The organism is Peijinzhouia sedimentorum (genome assembly GCF_049340005.1).
GTDB lineage: Bacteria > Bacteroidota > Bacteroidia > Cytophagales > Cyclobacteriaceae > CAXBDP01.
Map to the genome: position 1 here is coordinate 69,241 of NZ_JBMPIY010000004.1, position 16,942 is coordinate 86,182.

General features: G+C 35.1%; 16 protein-coding genes. 3 read left to right on the forward strand and 13 right to left on the reverse strand.

The window, feature by feature from the left end; translation table 11 throughout:
- Positions 1-5: 5 nt before the first annotated feature.
- From ACOXY8_RS07620 to ACOXY8_RS07670, 11 genes are all read right to left on the reverse strand, one after another.
- Positions 6-779 (reverse strand): glycosyltransferase family 2 protein, encoded by a 774-nt coding sequence (locus ACOXY8_RS07620; protein WP_458330970.1) that lies wholly within the window; start codon positions 777-779, stop codon positions 6-8.
- A complete protein-coding gene (locus ACOXY8_RS07625) occupies positions 772-1,599 on the reverse strand; it encodes a DUF5672 family protein (RefSeq protein WP_458330971.1) in 828 nt (275 codons plus the stop codon). Before ACOXY8_RS07625 ends, ACOXY8_RS07620 begins: the two co-directional genes overlap by 8 nt.
- Before the next feature lie 137 nt (positions 1,600-1,736).
- Positions 1,737-2,561, reverse strand: coding sequence for a glycosyltransferase family 2 protein (locus ACOXY8_RS07630; RefSeq protein WP_458330972.1), 825 nt, complete (start codon positions 2,559-2,561; stop codon positions 1,737-1,739).
- 6 nt (positions 2,562-2,567) lie between these two features.
- Complete coding sequence (locus tag ACOXY8_RS07635) at positions 2,568-3,590, reverse strand: glycosyltransferase family 2 protein (protein ID WP_458330973.1); 1,023 nt, start codon at positions 3,588-3,590, stop codon at positions 2,568-2,570.
- A gap of 1 nt (position 3,591) precedes the next feature.
- Positions 3,592-4,356: a class I SAM-dependent methyltransferase gene (locus ACOXY8_RS07640; RefSeq protein WP_458330974.1), complete on the reverse strand. Its 765-nt coding sequence runs from the start codon at positions 4,354-4,356 to the stop codon at positions 3,592-3,594.
- Positions 4,357-4,360: 4 nt separating this feature from the next.
- A complete protein-coding gene (locus ACOXY8_RS07645) occupies positions 4,361-5,425 on the reverse strand; it encodes a hypothetical protein (protein ID WP_458330975.1) in 1,065 nt (354 codons plus the stop codon).
- A gap of 13 nt (positions 5,426-5,438) precedes the next feature.
- Positions 5,439-6,065, reverse strand: coding sequence for a class I SAM-dependent methyltransferase (locus ACOXY8_RS07650; protein ID WP_458330976.1), 627 nt, complete (start codon positions 6,063-6,065; stop codon positions 5,439-5,441).
- Between the two features lie 14 nt (positions 6,066-6,079).
- Positions 6,080-7,357 (reverse strand): methyltransferase domain-containing protein, encoded by a 1,278-nt coding sequence (locus tag ACOXY8_RS07655; protein WP_458330977.1) that lies wholly within the window; start codon positions 7,355-7,357, stop codon positions 6,080-6,082.
- 39 nt (positions 7,358-7,396) lie between these two features.
- Positions 7,397-8,605 carry an ABC transporter ATP-binding protein gene (locus ACOXY8_RS07660; RefSeq protein ID WP_458330978.1) on the reverse strand — a complete coding sequence of 403 codons (1,209 nt, stop codon included), beginning with the start codon at positions 8,603-8,605 and terminating at the stop codon, positions 7,397-7,399.
- Between the two features lie 538 nt (positions 8,606-9,143).
- Positions 9,144-9,308, reverse strand: a complete 165-nt coding sequence (locus tag ACOXY8_RS07665) for a hypothetical protein (RefSeq protein ID WP_458330979.1) — start codon at positions 9,306-9,308, stop codon at positions 9,144-9,146.
- A gap of 17 nt (positions 9,309-9,325) precedes the next feature.
- Positions 9,326-10,174, reverse strand: a complete 849-nt coding sequence (locus ACOXY8_RS07670) for an ABC transporter permease (RefSeq protein WP_458330980.1) — start codon at positions 10,172-10,174, stop codon at positions 9,326-9,328.
- A 737-nt stretch (positions 10,175-10,911) separates the two neighbouring features.
- Between ACOXY8_RS07670 and ACOXY8_RS07675 the strand changes: the two genes are divergently transcribed.
- Entirely contained in the window at positions 10,912-11,199 is a 288-nt protein-coding gene (locus tag ACOXY8_RS07675; protein WP_458330981.1) for a helix-turn-helix domain-containing protein, read from the forward strand.
- A 1,148-nt stretch (positions 11,200-12,347) separates the two neighbouring features.
- Positions 12,348-13,727 carry a fibrobacter succinogenes major paralogous domain-containing protein gene (locus ACOXY8_RS07680; RefSeq protein WP_458330982.1) on the forward strand — a complete coding sequence of 460 codons (1,380 nt, stop codon included), beginning with the start codon at positions 12,348-12,350 and terminating at the stop codon, positions 13,725-13,727.
- A 246-nt stretch (positions 13,728-13,973) separates the two neighbouring features.
- Here ACOXY8_RS07680 and ACOXY8_RS07685 read toward each other — a convergent pair whose 3' ends face one another.
- On the reverse strand, positions 13,974-15,272 hold the full coding sequence (locus tag ACOXY8_RS07685; RefSeq protein WP_458330983.1) for a hypothetical protein: 1,299 nt from the start codon (positions 15,270-15,272) through the stop codon (positions 13,974-13,976).
- Positions 15,273-16,234: 962 nt separating this feature from the next.
- Here ACOXY8_RS07685 and ACOXY8_RS07690 point away from each other — a divergent pair.
- Entirely contained in the window at positions 16,235-16,369 is a 135-nt protein-coding gene (locus tag ACOXY8_RS07690) for a hypothetical protein (protein WP_458330984.1), read from the forward strand.
- Between the two features lie 120 nt (positions 16,370-16,489).
- Here the strand turns inward: ACOXY8_RS07690 and ACOXY8_RS07695 are convergent, their stop codons facing one another.
- Entirely contained in the window at positions 16,490-16,939 is a 450-nt protein-coding gene (locus ACOXY8_RS07695; protein WP_458330985.1) for a septal ring lytic transglycosylase RlpA family protein, read from the reverse strand.
- Positions 16,940-16,942 lie beyond the last annotated feature (3 nt).

A 16,942-nucleotide genomic window follows, 5' to 3' on the forward strand; every position in this document is an offset into this window, starting at 1 on the left:
AACTATTATTCAAGTTTAAAGTATCTATTAATCCTTTTTCTATTTTTAGTTGATAAGGAATCATACATATTGAAGAAATGTACTAAAAGATGGTTCTTGACATTAGGATTCTCCTTCAATAGCTTATTTACAATCATATTTTTGTCATTATGAAATTTCAAATCATGAATACTTGAACTTAAGCCTCCTCCTAAATAATCGCATATTATAAGAGGGACATAAACTCGAGAAATTTTTCTATTAAAAAACCAACGTAAATTAAATTCCCAATCTGCAATAATTGGATAATCTAAACTATACACTCCCAGTAGACCAAAAACCGATTTTCTGTAAAAAAGACCTTGATGACAAAAATTCCTAATGAGTAAGCCCATTCCACTCAGCCTATCGCGATAAACTGTGTTCTTATAGCTTTTAATTATAATATCTCCTTGTATAATCTGATAATCGCTATCAAAGTACTCTGCTAATGTATTAAGTGTATCACTTTTATAAATCATATCACCAGCTCCTAAAAAATAGAGCCATTTACCTTTCGCAACCTTTATACCTTTATTCATGGCATCATAAACACCTTGATCTGGTTCCGAAACAAATACAATTTCGATATTTTTCTTTCGGTATTCCTCAACAACATCCTTTGTTCCATCTTCAGAATAACCATCCATTACAACGACCTCTAAATCCTTGAAATCTTGACTCGCAATAGATGCCAAAGTAAGCTCTAATAAATCACAAGCTTTGAAAGTTGGAATTATGATTGAGAGGCTTTTATTCATTTTCAATACTTTTCAGCACTTCTTGAAAAACTATATGTGGAGATCTTGCCATAATCTCTTTCCATTGCAAAAAGTAATTTGGTTTGTCAAAGCCATGAGCGGCCATTGGTAACTCATTCTTATTCATTTCGAATGCTTCAAGAGGATTTAAATCAAAACCAAAGGCTAGAGACTTATTAAATGAAGGGATTCGAAAAAAGGGATAATGAGCAGGTATGAAAAGCGAATAGAATAAATCCTCATTATAAGGCCAATTCCTAGCTTGTTTATTATACAATTTTAGAACTCTCTTAAAGGTCTTAACCTTCCTAAGTGAAATACCACCATTACCAACAAGAAAGTCATGGCCAAAAAGCGCCTTATGCAAAGGTAAGACTTTGGCTTTTAAGAGTAATGGCACATTATTTTCAAATGTTCCCCGAATAAATTTAAATACATCCACGCCTACCCATGGTGGAGCCACATAATCATAGTTCTTATCAAGCCAATAATTTAATTCATTTCTGAAGAGAAAAGCATCCAACTGATGGATGATAATATAATCAAAATCGCTGAAACAATTATAAAAGGAATAGGATAAGCAGAGCCTATTGTAGCTTTCAATATTTTTGAAATAACTGTCGTCAAATGCAATATGATGAAAACCATACCTTACCAAAATCTCAGCATTATCAATATCTAATTCAAATGATCTTGGATGAATGATGATGATTTGAAACTCTTTGCAAATTGAGATAAGATAATCTAAAACACAGATTTGATAACTCTTCAAATGGAGAGAATAAACGGGAATAACAATTGCAAATTTATTGTTTGCCATCAATATTGTTATAGGTAACTATTACCAGTTGAAGTTATTTAAAAAAGTGAAATATCTTTTGAATTTGTAGAAGGAGCTAAAATAAAATACTTGGTTTTTCATTTTTGATTCTGAAAAAATGTATTCAAACGAATGCTTTATTTAATAAATTTTTTAGATAACTTCCTTTTTATCAATGTGATAATTTTTCTGAATGAAATATGATCTTCCATTTTGTCCCATTTTTCTTTCAACCTTTCATAGTTCATTTTCAACTCTAAAGCATTGAAGTCATAAATATCAGAATGCTTATAAATAATATACGAACTCAATTTTACTCTTTTTTCAAAGTTATCATTTAAACTTTTAACCATTGAGTTCAGTTTAATTCTATAATGAAAAATTATTTCATCTTGACGTACAGCAATTCCTCCTCTTTTAAGCATATTAATCCAAAACTCCCAATCTTCCCAGCCCCCAACCATGTTTTCATCATAACCATTATTTATAAGCCAATCACTTTTTCTGAATAATCCAGTACAATAAATCATATTATTAAATTTTAATTTATTGAAGGAGAAATCAGGTAATAGCCATTCTGAATCAGATTCACCAAACTTTTTCGCCTTCCCGTAAACAACTCTAACTTCATTGCTAGATTTTAAGGTTAATAAAGCCTTCTCTATATAATTTTCTGAAATTTTATCATCTGCATCTAGCGGAAGAATATAATCCCCTTTTGAAATACTTATCCCAGCATTTCTTGCGCTACTAAGTCCTCCATTTATCTTTTTATGATACTTTATTCGTGAGTCTTTATTTGCCCATTCCAAAGCTATTACCTCTGTTTTATCAGGACTACCATCATTTACAATAATACATTCCCAATTTTGAAAGGATTGATTACTAACTGAAAGTATGCATTCATCCAGATATTGCGCTTGATTATAACATGGTACTATTACTGAAACCAAGTCTGACATACGTTTTTATTTTATTCGATTAAATAAAAGCATTAACAGAATTTTAACCTTCCTAAAAATGGAAATTTGCCGTGTAAATGAATTGAAAATCAGGTCTACGCTATTTAACTTAAATTTACATTTATTTATGAGGTGAAAATAAATTTGCCAATAATCACCTAATCTTTTTTGAAAGTAGCCACGATTGTAATTGTTGCTATTTTTAACATTAGCTAATAAAAAAAGAATCCAATTTAAGTAAGCCTCAATTTCAATAGGAGTCAATTGGCTTTTTGGAACAACGCCAAAAAATAAATTAAAATGTATCCTCAATTGGGAATCATTCAAGTTATTCAATCCCATAAGTTTCAGATGTAGTTTTTGCGTTTCTTTTACACAGTTATCCTGTTGATCTTTTTTATTTAAACTTATACTCTTTGAATGAATTCTATATTTTATCAGTGGTAATTCAATATTTGCAACTGGGTATTTATATGCTACCTGAGTCCACAAATAGTAGTCTTGAGCAAAAGGAAGATTAACATTATAGCCAATAGTTGCAACCAATGATTTTTTAAACATTACCGAGCTATGGATAAAGTTGTTTTTAAAAAAAAGCTCAGTAAAAATCAGGTCAGATTGGGCTTGTACAGAAACTAATTGATCTCTGAGTGTATCGTTATTAAAAAATATTCCAAAACTACCTACCAAAGCTACCTCTGGATTCCGATTTAAAAATTCGATTTGGGTTGCTAGCCTGTTACATAAACTTATATCATCTGCATCCATTCTTGCAATGAAATCTCCCTTTGAAAGTTCAATTCCTTTATTCAAAGACCTTGTTAATCCAATGTTAGTAATATTATTAACAAGTCTTATTCTTGGATCTTCATAAGCCAATATGATATCATGGCTATTATCTGTACTAGCATCGTTTATTATTAAAAATTCAAAATCAGAAAAGGATTGATTCAGTATACTTTCAATCGCCTCATTTAGATACTCTTCTCCATTATAAACTGACATTAAAACTGATAAAACTGGCTTCATATTATTTAGTAGCGCAACCAATCATTGAAGCCGCATTTGGCAATCTTCTAAAAAGTCTATAATCCAACTTCATTAATCGATTAGAAATTTTTCTAGGAAGGATTCTTTTTTCGACAAGTTTAGTACAAACAAAGGAAAAAAAGTGAGCCCGAAATCTAAATTTTACTTTACTAAAACCTTTTTTTTGCAATAAAGACTTTATCTCAATACTTCGCAATCTTCTCAAATGAGTTGGCTCTTCCCAATGCCACCTTCGATAGCCTTCATCTGTTTTATCTATTTGACCTTTGCTATAAGAATAAATATGTTCTACAGATAGTCTATTAGCACATGGCGTTGTCCATATAAATTTACCACCCGGTTTTAGTATTCTTTTAATTTCACTAAGGTATCCATCAAGATCATCAACATGTTCCATTACTTCAATGCTCACTATTACATCAAATGAATTATTAGTGAAATCAGTAATATTTTGTTTAATAATACAAGTTTGACCCTTGACTTCAGGGAAAGTGCTAATTAATTGGTTAATAGCTACTTCACTAATATCTGCAAAAAATAACTTGGAGGTAGGAAATAATTGTTTCCAAAGTTTAACATGCAAGCCACTTCCAGCACCATAATCTAGTACAGCAAGTGGGGTACTTTTTATATTTATTTTAATAAAATCCCTTAATGCTTCCCATCTAGCATATTCATATCCAGTAAGTGCTGTTCTATACCCCTGCTTATATTTTTCATTGTAAACATCTTCTAAATTCCCCATAACATCATGATATATAACCCCAGCCAGGAAGGTTAATTGAATTGAAATTGTTTTTGTTAAAAACTATGTGTTCGATGGTTTTTATTGAAAGACATCTAAAAAAAGTAGCCCAAATATCTGACTCAAACAAAGGAGTCTCCATATAATCCCAGCTACTATATTTATATGAACTCATGTCCTTCTTTCTAAAAACATCTCTCCAATTACTCTTCTTTAATCGATAAGAAAAGCCACGGTCTTTATTTTGAGATGCTTCTATTGTTGACTTCATTTGAATTAGTCTTTGGAATATTTCATCTTTTCGATAATCACTTTGCTTTAAACAACGCAGGTAAATTTCAATAATATCATAATCTTCGCACGCACCACCCTCCAAAGTCTCTATTAATCCATTTGATTTATGCAATTTCAAAGTGCTATCAATTACTTTTTCGATTAGTGGTATTTCCTTACCAAAATAATCGTAGAACAAATAAATATGAGCTGCACCATATGCTTTATGGTACATGCTAGGTGTAATTTTATCATTGCCCCAATACCCATCATTTTTGTTTTGCTTCCTATTAAGAAATTCAAAAACGAGATCAATCTTCCTTAAGATCAATTCTTTATTTGCCTCTAAGTTGTATTTCAATTCATAAGCAAGAAAGTATAATTGAAACATTACTTGATTAGATGTAGCCCAAAAATTCTGAAGCATAGAACTTTCAAGAAGACCTAAAAGCGAATCTTCTGAAAGCTCTTGTACAAAAAAAAGATCTTTTGCTCTAAAGCCTAAAATATCTAAAGCCGTTAGAGAAAAAAAACTGAATTGTGGCAAAACATAATCAGGACCATGATAGATATGTTTATGATAACCATAATTTTCATCTGTGAAATATCCTTCTTCTGTGCGATTGGCAAGTAAATATGAACCGTACGTTTCTTTATTCGTTAATTCAATCTTTTCTAAATGTGAAGTAGATATCGCAAATGAGGTACTTAGAATTGTTTGGTTTGAGTATTTTGAAAACTTAAATCCACTATTTGTTGCAATAGAACTTAAATATTTATCGATCGACAAATTCATAAATAATTAATTTTTAATGTGTTAAATGTTTTGCAACAATATAATACACATTCAAATCATCGACTTCCCTTCTTTGAATTGAATTTATTAGAAAATAAGGAGCTAGTAGTTCTATTAACTCTTCAAGCTTATATTCAATTAAATGGTATGGATTGCCACTATGCTCCTTAGTTTTATGCCTTGGTGATGATAAAAGAAGTAATCCTCCCTTTTTTAATACTCTTGCAGCTTCACTAATAAATTTTTTACCTGTGATAATATCAACATGTTCTATCCCCTCTAGGCATACCACCACTTCAAAAGAATCATTATTAAAAGGAAGTTGGGCCATATTTCCAACTTCAAATTTCATAGTTTTATTTTGATATCGACTTTTAGCATCTTGAATGGCTTCATTAGAGATATCTATTCCAATTATTGTATTCGCATTTTTCAATAATGAAGTCCCCCAACCCATCCCACATGGAATTTCTAACACATCCTTTCCTTTACAATAATCTTTAGCCCATTCATATCTCCAATAAAATGCTTTGCTATATGGAGTGGGATAGATTTGAAGTTTAGGAATAAATCCTCTTCTCCATATGATTTTATACTGTTTTTTAAATCCCTTAATATCAGGTGTTGCACGTTCTGCCATAGCTTATATTTTCATCATTTCCTTGCCACAAACATCCAGTTATCTATTATAACATATTCATCAAAATATTTTTTGAGAATAATAGATATTTCATCAAAAGTAAAAACATGAAGATGATATGGATTAGTCTTACATAATTTTTCAGCTTGTAATTCATTTTCAGGAAAACTTGATGTCCCAACAATAAACCCACCTTTTTTAAGAGCTAAAGCCATTTGAGAAATGTATTTCTCGCCATCACTTTTTGTGAAATGTTCAATTGTTTCAAAAGCTGTGACAACATCAAAGGCTTCACCATCTAAAAATGAAATATCTAGGGCATTGCCTTTTGTCCAAGAAACATTTCTACGATCCCAGTTACTTTTGCAAAATTGAAGTGCTGCTTCCTCCAAATCAAAAGCTACGACAGTGTTAGCATAATTACTTAAAATATATGTGCCCCATCCAAATCCACTACAAGAGTCTAAAACCTTTTTTTCTTTACATAAAAAACTTCCAGCAAAAACATATCTTTTTAGCATTGTTTTATAATAACCATTTTCCATAAATTCATCGTCTCCTGGAAAAGCCCTTTCTTCAATAAAAACTGTATCTACATTCTCACTTTTATATTTCAAAACTTCATCAATCATTTTACTATTGACTAAACATTCTTTCTCATATATGTAGTTAACTAACCACATATTTAACACTTCAAAATCGACAAGCTCCTCATGAACACGATTTTTAATAACCTTGGCAGGAACTCCAGCAGAAATAGTATTTGGTAGAATAGAATCTCTAACAACACTTGAAGCTCCGATTATTGCTCCGTCTCCTATTTCAACACCATCCAGAATAGTTACATTAGCACCAATCCATACATCGTTTCCAATTTTGATCCCCTTTCTAGTTTCTCCTTGTCTTGCAATTGGAATGTCTAGTCTTCCATGTTTATGATTTGCTGGTATTATTACACAATGTGCAGCAATCTGCGTGTCATCTCCAATGCTTACTCCTCCATTACCATAAACGATAGAATAATTATTTATAACTACTCTGTTTCCAATTTCAATTGTACCACCAAGCGTAATGAGATTGGCACCTATACCCATTTTGAAATCGTTTCCTATTATAAGTTTACCTCCTTGATTAATTATCTGAGTGTAAGAACCGAAAATACTGTTCCTCCCAATTCTGAAGTTTTCCGGTATTGCTTCATTAATAATATTTAAACTATATTGATCTGTATTCTGGAATAATTTACTTCGTAAAGACTTAATTAGCTTTTTGGTTTTTTTTAGTAAAGTCACAATCCTATAAAACATTATATTAAATTATATTAAATTAAATCACTCTTGTTTGTACTCAATATCATATCTAATTATACCATTAGAAAGGGATGTGGATAAAAACTTAATAGGTATATTTCTCCACCAGAATATACATTCTGTTCTTTTTTCAAGCCAAATAGCAATAAAGAAGTTAAATGTTATATCATTGACATTAAGGTCACAGATTTTAAAACTCAAACTTCCTGACCCCGCTTTTATATTAATTTCCTTCCCATATGTTCGGTTATTAGCCTGAAAAAAATCAACATTTGTTGCTATTGGCGCACGAAACAAACAATCAATTTCAATTTTATTAAAATCTATCAATGCCTCGTAAGTAATAGTAACTTCCAAATCCTCTTTATCAATTAATATCTTGTTTTGATCCATTGCTGGTTTGAAAAACACATCCTTAACAATAAAATCCTTATTTCCAGTAATCACTTTTTCAATTTCTCCCTCACTATGTAATTTATGAAACAATGCCTTATACTTCTCAATACTTACGCCGACATCACCATAGTGAATAACGTTGCCATGATCAAGAACAAGCCCTTCTGTACAAAAGGTTGTCATATGATGTAAATTATGAGAGACAAAAATTATTGCGACTCCATTTTTTCTCAAATCGCCGAGTTTGTTAAAACATTTTAACTGAAAATTGACATCACCAACGGCAAGTACTTCATCAATTAATAAAATATCAATTTCCATTTGCGAAGCAATTGCAAAACCCAAGCGTACTTTCATGCCACTGCTATAGTTTTGCACGGGCATATCTATAAAGTCTTCAATCTCAGCAAAGGCTACGATTTCATCAAACTTTCTATCGATCTCGGCCTTGCTAAAACCTAATACAGCACCATTATTATACACATTTTCGCGACCAGTCAATATAGGGTTAAAGCCTGCACCTAGTTCTATCAATGCACCAATTTTGCCATGCATTTCTATACGGCCTTCGTCAGGGTTTATAAGTCCGTTTAGCATTTTGAGGAGTGTACTTTTGCCTGCGCCGTTATGGCCAATCAGCCCAAGGCACTCTCCACGTCGCACCTCGAAACTAACATCGCGTACTGCCCAAAACTCCCCCTCCCGCAAATTCTCAGCAGGTGCTCCACCCATTACACTACGGGCAATATCTGTCATCCCATACCATAGGCTGCGCTTTAAGTCCTTACAGAACTTCTTGCTTACATTTTCTACCTTTATCAGTACTTCAGACATGTTAAAAATTGTTGAGGGAGGATAGAGGATGGTTGATGGAAAAATCAATCTTTATTTTCCCGGCCATTCCTTTCAGCCTCCTGCTGTTTTTTTTATTTACGTTTTATTCTTTCAATATTTTCCTATCGCATAGAGCTTTACAGGTCGCTCCTACGGAGCTTCAATTTATTTCTTCCAAAAAAGCCTACTTCTACAACCCATCACCCATAACCACCTCCTCAATCAAACTCTTCGACGCTGGCGCGGGCGTGTCGCTCGTGCCTCCATGGAAAATTAACAGCTCAAAATTCATTATCAAATTCTTAATCATCATTCTAACGTCAACTCTTCCATCAACCTTTTAATTGTCTGAACTATCCCGCCTCCCGGAGGGCAGGGATTCATTTGATTAAATGATGGACTATGATTTCTATTTCCCCTTCTCCATCAACAATCCTTCCTCAACCCATCACCCATCACCACCTCCTCTTCAACTGTCAACCATTCTTCCTCAACCCATCACTCATCACCCAAAACCCATAACCATCTCTTCCATCAATCAACTCCCCCTCAACCGTCCTCCATCAACTGTCAACCATTCTTCCATCAACCCAAAAAACACACCTCTAAATCTCCTCTCAATAGGCGACTTTTGTGGCTGTTCTCCATCAACCATCCTCTTTCCTCCCTCAACTTCTTCCTCAACCCATAACTCATCACCCATCACCCATAACCCCCAACTCAGCTTCCACTACGCTCCACAATCACCGGTAAAGCAATCCTAATCACGGCCAATGCAATAAAAAATAGCACTAACACAATTACCGACCAAATCCACAGTTCGTTGTGCATGGTAAATTCGTATCCGCCTAGAAGGCTTCTGGCTCTTTCGAGAAAAGGTGTCACCGGATTGTAGCCTTGCAACTTGCTAAGCATTCCCGACTCTCGTAATGGGTAGATCACTGGAGTAAGGTACATTGCAAATGGCAATATAATAGGCAGGCCTTTGCCAATATCGCTATATAGCAAGCCAATAGGACTAAGTGCCACTCCAATACTCAAGCCACAAAAGGATAATCCGAATATAGCCAGCAATGCAGGCAGAAAATATATTGTAGGTGGATAGCCCAGCATCCACAATACTGGGATAAGGATAACGAGTTTCAAGCAAAAGCTAAATAGCAAATCGTAGATGGCGGCTAAAACTATCGCTTCGCGCGGGAAATTGAGTTTGCTCATCATACCCATTGCTTGCTGGTAGCGCTGTATAGGTTTGGTGATAGACTCAGAAAATAATGACCAGATGAGTGTGCCACAAAGTGTGAATCCGGCATAAACCATGGGTGTATCTTGTATGCTCACCACATTTTGCCCATTGAGGAAAATCCAAATACCAGCAGTAGCCAATGGCGGGAGGAACAACCAAAATATACCTAAATAGGACTTGCGATACCCAGCTTTGAGGTCACGTACAAACAATCGCCAAGCTAGCTCCCGTCCCTCCAAAAATCCCGATAAAATCCCTCCAAACAAATTGGCAATAGACTGCTGGCGGCGGGGCGTATATATGCGTACTTCTTTGTTTGTCATAAAAAATATGCCCTCATCCTCTTAATTGAACCAAAGATGCAAGCTAGGCAAATATAAACCATTATAAACGGTCGCAAAAGACAGAATGAATTATGAAGAAAAATTGATCTATTTTTGGTTGACCATTGAAGAACGGTTGCCCGTTGACAGATCATGTCCACGTAGGATCGAAAAATCTTTCGCCCTATAATTTCGCCCTGTACGATTACATTCAACATATCGAAATGTAATACACAACAAAAACATCATTGAAAATACCCAACATGTAGAGACGTAGCATGCTACGTCTCTACCCAATTCCTACGAAGCAACAAATCGCAATTTCAATAAACATATCAACCATGTAGAGACGCAATGCATTGCTTCTCTACCAAACCAACCCCATAACCACAATAAAACTATCATTAAATCACCAACCACGTAGAGACGTAGCATGCTACGTCTCTATATCCGCAATACCAAAGCATCATCTCAAACCTTTTTCAGGACATGAAAACATGAATGGTTCCCAAAAGATAGACAGTTTTAAAATGTTTACAATTAGCGAAACCTTTTGCATATTTGAATTGTCATTGATAATGATAATTAGGTAATGGTAAAACTATTTACAACTATATTGTTAGAGGAAGCATTTGAGTTTATTCAAAAACAAAATCTAAAAACGAGAAGTAAAATTTTACAAAATATTCGAAGGGCAGAACAGCACTTGGAACCAAAATTTTTCAAAAATCTTACAAATGAAAAATTACACCATAGATGAAGCAGAGGATCTTTTAATTGGGCAAAAAGGCTCGAAGGAAAGAGACGAATATGAATTCGAGTTAAAACTTGAATTAATAGGAGATATGATAAAGACCGTACGTAAGAAAAGAAATCTGACACAAGCCCAATTGGGTGAATTAGTAGGTGTTAAAAAAGCCCAAATTTCAAGACTTGAAAACAGCACAGGAAATGTAACTTTTGAAACGGTCATGAGAATCTTTACTGCCTTAGGAGCAAAATTGAGCCTTAATCTTCAGGTTTGATAGAAAAAACCAACCCTGTAGATACGCGATTAATCGCATATCTACCAACGTGTTAATCAGGTCATCATTCCCTACCACCTATTCGGAATTTGTAATTCCGAATCTATGATACATTGGATTTGTAATCCAACGCATTGTAGGGACAGGTCGCGACCTGTCCCTATATGCATATCCAAAATGACGGAATATTCAATCACAATTTCAATAAACACATCAGCCCTGTAGAGACGCAATGCATTGCGTCTCTACCATATTCCCACAGATCAAAAACACAATTTAAATAATATCCCAACCCTGTAGATACGCGATTAATCGCATATCTACCAACGTGTTAATCAGGCCATCAATCCCTACCACCTATTCGGAATTTGCAATTCCGAATCCATGATACATTGGATTTGTAATCCAACGCATTGTAGGGACAGGTCGCGACCTGTCCCTACCTGTGCATCAAAAAAATAACGGAATATTCAATCTCAATTTCGATAAACACATCAACCTTGTAGAGACGCAATGCATTGCGTCTCTACCATATTCGCACAGATCAAAACCACAATTTAATTAATATCCCATCCCTGTACAGACGCGATTAATCGCTTCTTTATCAACCCCATAACCACAACAAAACCATCATTAAATCACCAACCACGTAGAGACGTAGCATGCTACGTCTCTACACCCGCAACACCAAAACATCATCTCAAATCTGTAAACCTTTTTCAGGAAGAGACAGAATAAAAAAATCCTACCAATCATTCAATCATCCTAATTCAGACAATTACAGCCCAATTAAATAAGATAAAAGCAAAATAGAGCCATTGCAATTCATTGTAATGTTGCTTTCAATAATTGGTGATTACGGAATTAGTTTTACAGAGCAGATAACTAATAAGCTTTAATAAGGAATGCAAAAGAGCTATTAGTCAATGACTAAAATTAACAAATAATAAAAAAATATCTTTTTTTGAGAACTGTTGCCAACAATAAAAAAAGGTGCTTATATAAACAGAAAGTGTACTCAAACAACAATAATTCAGTTATATCAATATAAGAAAACTAGGAAAATATTAAATCTTTTTTTTTGAAAAAAAATTTTTATTACCCACCTTAATGGCCATTTCTCTAAAACTCTTTAAAACCATTTACTTATGAGACTATTTTTTACTAAACGAGCTGCTAACCAAAAAATTGCTAGAGCTAAGTCCTCACTCTGGCTGACATTGATTTTTGCACTGCTCATCGTGGGATGTAACCCTGAGGACTCAACTGAAACCGAACCCACTGCGGAGCTTGGTACATTGAAAATTGCAGATCTAAGTGTTAATATCTATTCTAATGCAGCTGCATCTTCCAATGCTAGAGTAGAAGCTTTTTCTACTTGGGAGCATATTTTTGAAGAAGAGGTGACTCTTTATATGGAGAATGTAGCAACTAGTGTTGTATATGATATTACATTTAATCCAAATGGCCTTGACAATACGGTGAATATCACTCTTCCTTATGGTTTCTACAGATATACTTTAGATACTGACCCAGGTGGAGAAATGGAGGATTTCCTTCCATTTACTGCAGAGGGAATATTTGAAATAACGGAAGAGGAGTTCGAATTGGAAATTGAAGGAGAAACCACTTATGGTTTGGTGACTTTAACAAATTTCCTTGTTACATCAGCTGAATTAACCAGTGATACACAAACCCAGGCATTGGCTTTAACAGATGATGAACTACACTATTATAAATATGTAATTGAAGATATTGAGGTAACACTGGACATTGAAGAATCATATTCAGGTACATCTTTAACAGAAGTAATAGATGAAGTAGAAAGTTACCGCCATTACCATTACTATATTCTGGCACCTGATGAAAGCCTCGTTACATTTTCAATTAGTATGGGAATCTTTGATCTACAAGAAACCATTTTAGAAATTGGTAGAGTAAGAGATATTGATGGAAACAGCTATAGAATAGCCAAAATTGGAGATCAGGTTTGGATGGCTGAAAATCTAAATGCAAGCAAATTCAGAAATGGTGATGATATCCCTTACGCATCTACTGAAGCCGAATGGTTAGATGCTGTAGCCAATGGTACTCCAGCCTATTGTTATTATAATGATGATCCGGCAAATGGAGACACTTTCGGTAAGCTCTATAACTGGTATGCAGTAAATGACCCTAGAGGCTTAGCTCCTGATGGTTATCATATACCAAACCAAATTGAATGGGGTATATTAGAAACCTTTCTTGATGATAATCCAGGAGGTAAATTAAAGCAAACGGGTACTAGCTTATGGATATCACCAAATACAGATGCTACTAACTATTATGGTTTTTCTGCTTTACCTGCGGGTGGCAGAACGCCATTGGCCGATTTCAGAAATATAGGTGTAGCAACTTATTTTTGGTCAAGCTCTCTATATTCTGCCACTCAAGCATTTCGTAATAGCTTAGTAAATACAGATGGAGAAATTGAAAGTACATTTAGAGATCTTTCATCGGGATTCTCTGTAAGAGCAATCAAAGACTAATAAATAATTAATCAATTCTTGAATTAACTGCCATTGAAATAAACTCAATGGCAGTTTTTTTATGCTCAAAAAATTATTGTTAAGCTCTCCACTTCCGCACTTTTGCAAAGTCTACATATCTATTTCCCCTTCTCAAAAACAAAAAACTAATTATAAAACCAGCCTTTTCCCACCATGGCCTTTGGATTACAAATCCTACAATTAAATCAGCAGGATTTACAAAAGCCCAATAGATGGATTTGCACATCATTGCATTCCAAACAACAATAGATTTGCTATTCCTATCACCAACAAATTGGCATTCATAATAGTCAAGGCTAGTTTGCGGTTGGGTACATGGTGGTACAAATAATTGACGGTGGAAATCAAAACTAAATAAACCAAAAATAGGTACCAGCGAAACTGCATGTCCTGCAATATCTGTATGCACAATGTAAAGGTGTATGTGAAAAATAGTATAAGGGCAATTACAGCAAATGTATTTTTGGCAATCGCTTGTTTCAAACTCCCAAGCTTAAATAGTGGGAAGAGGAATAGAATAAACAGAATTCCTACTGTTCTTAAAAAGGGCTTAGGTGTAAGGGATAAACTAAAAAGAAAATTCTCAATTGTTATGTTCAGATCAAAAAAGAGAGCTTCAAAGTTTGTCCTTGGCAAGGAGTTTTCTCCATTTTCTTGTAAATAGTTTGTCACCTTTTCCCAACCCGGTGAAGAATCCCCACTGATAAAAGATAAGTATTGCCATTGAACCCAAGTAGCCTCAATCCCCACAGGCTGCTTCGATTGGACAGACAAGGTGCCATGTTCTACAATAGGTGGATAATGCAAAGCTAGTACTGCCACCAGCAAACCCACCCCGAAATAGACCATCACAGGAATAGCTCTTTTTCTCTGCCAATAAATCAGCAGGAGGAACACCAATAGCAATCCTGGAATATATAGGATCACCAATTCTCTAATTGCAGTAGAAATTCCCAAAAACAAGCCAGCTAATAATGCAGTCCAAATAAACTTTTGGCCTTTGCTTAATTTCAAAAAAGTAACTGTCAAATAGATAATAGCCAAGGACAAAAACAATACAAATAGGCCATCGGTGTAGATTCTAAAATAGTGGTTTCGCATTGGCCCTACCAAGATCAAAAAGGCAATTAATTGCACTAGCATAATACCTTTAATCTGTAACGTACGCCAAGCAAAATACGACCAAACTACAATGGTAAGCACCAATGAAAGCACGCCAATAAAGCGCAGCGTATAAATAGAATCTGAGAAAAGCGGATCGAAAAGGAGCCCTGTCAAATTGAAAAATGATGCTGAACCCGTAGCCGTACTTTCGTACCAACCATTAGTAAGGGTAGATTGGAAGGATTGTAAAAACAATGTTTCATCACCACTCAATTCTTTGGGAATAAAAAATCGATTCCAATAATTGACAAAAACACGCATTCCTCCCGCCACTGCTACCACAATGGCCATTGCAGAAATAAGCCGGGAAGATAATATCCTCAGCAAGCCATCTATCGCTTTATGCTCTAGTATTTTCATGCATTCAAAACCTCCCTCCAAGTATAGTACAATATTTTTTATTCCACCTATCCACCTATTCGGAATTTGTAATTCCGAATCAATGATACATTGGATTTGTAATCCAACGCCCCGTAGGATCAGATCATGACCTATCCCTACCTGCTTATCATAAAAAATGACGGAATAATTTCGATAATCCCATCATCTGTGTAGTAGAGACGCAATGCATTGCGTCTCTACCAAGCCAACCCCATAATTACAACAAAACCATCATTGAAAACACCAACCCCGTACAGACGTAGCATGCTACGTCTCTACATCCGCAATACCTAACACCACCTATTCGGAATTTGTAATTCCGAATCAATGATACATTGGATTTGTAATCCAATGCATTGTATGGGCAGGTCATGACCAGTCTCTACCTGTGCATCCAAAATGCGGAATAATCAATCGCAATTTCGATAATTACATCAACTGTGTAGAGACGCAATGCATTGCGTCTCTACCATATTCGCACAGATCAAAACACAATTTAAATTAACATCCCAACCTTGGTAGAGACGCGATTAATCGCGTCTCTACCAACCCTATAATCACAACAAAACCATCATTGAAAACACCAACCCCGTAGAGACGTAGCATGCTACGTCTCTACATCCGCAACACCTAACATCATCCTAAATCTGTAAACCTAGCTCAGGACGACACAAAATAAAAAATCATGAAATCATGAAATCCTGTAAATCCCTGCCCTCCGTGAGGCGGGCTAATTCAGACAATTGCCCTGAAAGTAGATGGTTAAAAAAGCAGAAAATCTTGAAGAGCTGTTATTGCATTTGGAGAGCAGTTGATTGATGTCCTCTTATAGTTTCAGGCAACTGAGTAGGGAGACCCACCATCGGTCGGTAAATATGATTGGTGCTTTGACTTAACCCACGGCTTATCTTATAAAAGATGGAAAGCGTATTTCGGAAAATATGCCCATCGGCTCACCAAGAATTGCTTTGCAACTTGGGAAAGGCAGATTTCTGTCCAACCAATATGTAGACCCTGGTATAGAGCGAGATACGCAGCTATATTATATTTATGAATTGCGGGAGGTTGGTGGTTAGAAATTCTGGCAGTTTGCAATGCTGTGATTTTAAAAACGGTAAGAGAAAAAGAATAGTAGTTTCTACCATCTAAGAATCAGTTACATCTGATATGGTTGGTGATGTATAATCAACCAATCTTCAATAAGAAATAAAATACTTCGAATGCCTTGGTTTGGGCGAATAAAACTGAATAAGCATTCCCTTGGGTTTGAGATAATCTAAATAGGGCACCCAAACCTTCTCTTGCAAAATAGTCATTCTTGCGGGCACAATGCCATCCAGTATCATTCCTAGCTCTCTTGCTGCAGCTCGCGAGAGGTCAATCATTCGCTTAGAATTAGGTGGGAGGCGATCGTTTATCCGCACTACCACCCATCGATTATTTTTGAGATTTCTTACGCGCACAATGGTGCCGAATTCTAGGGTCTTATGGGCTGCAGTTAGCCTTGTCTGATCGAATCGCTCACCATTAGCAGTGAATCGGCCATGGAACATATTGTGATAATAGCTGGCAATTCCATCGAAAGTGGTGCTGTCGGATGGAAACTGAAAGCTAAGACTGAGCAATATGCCAAATAGTAAATTCATAGC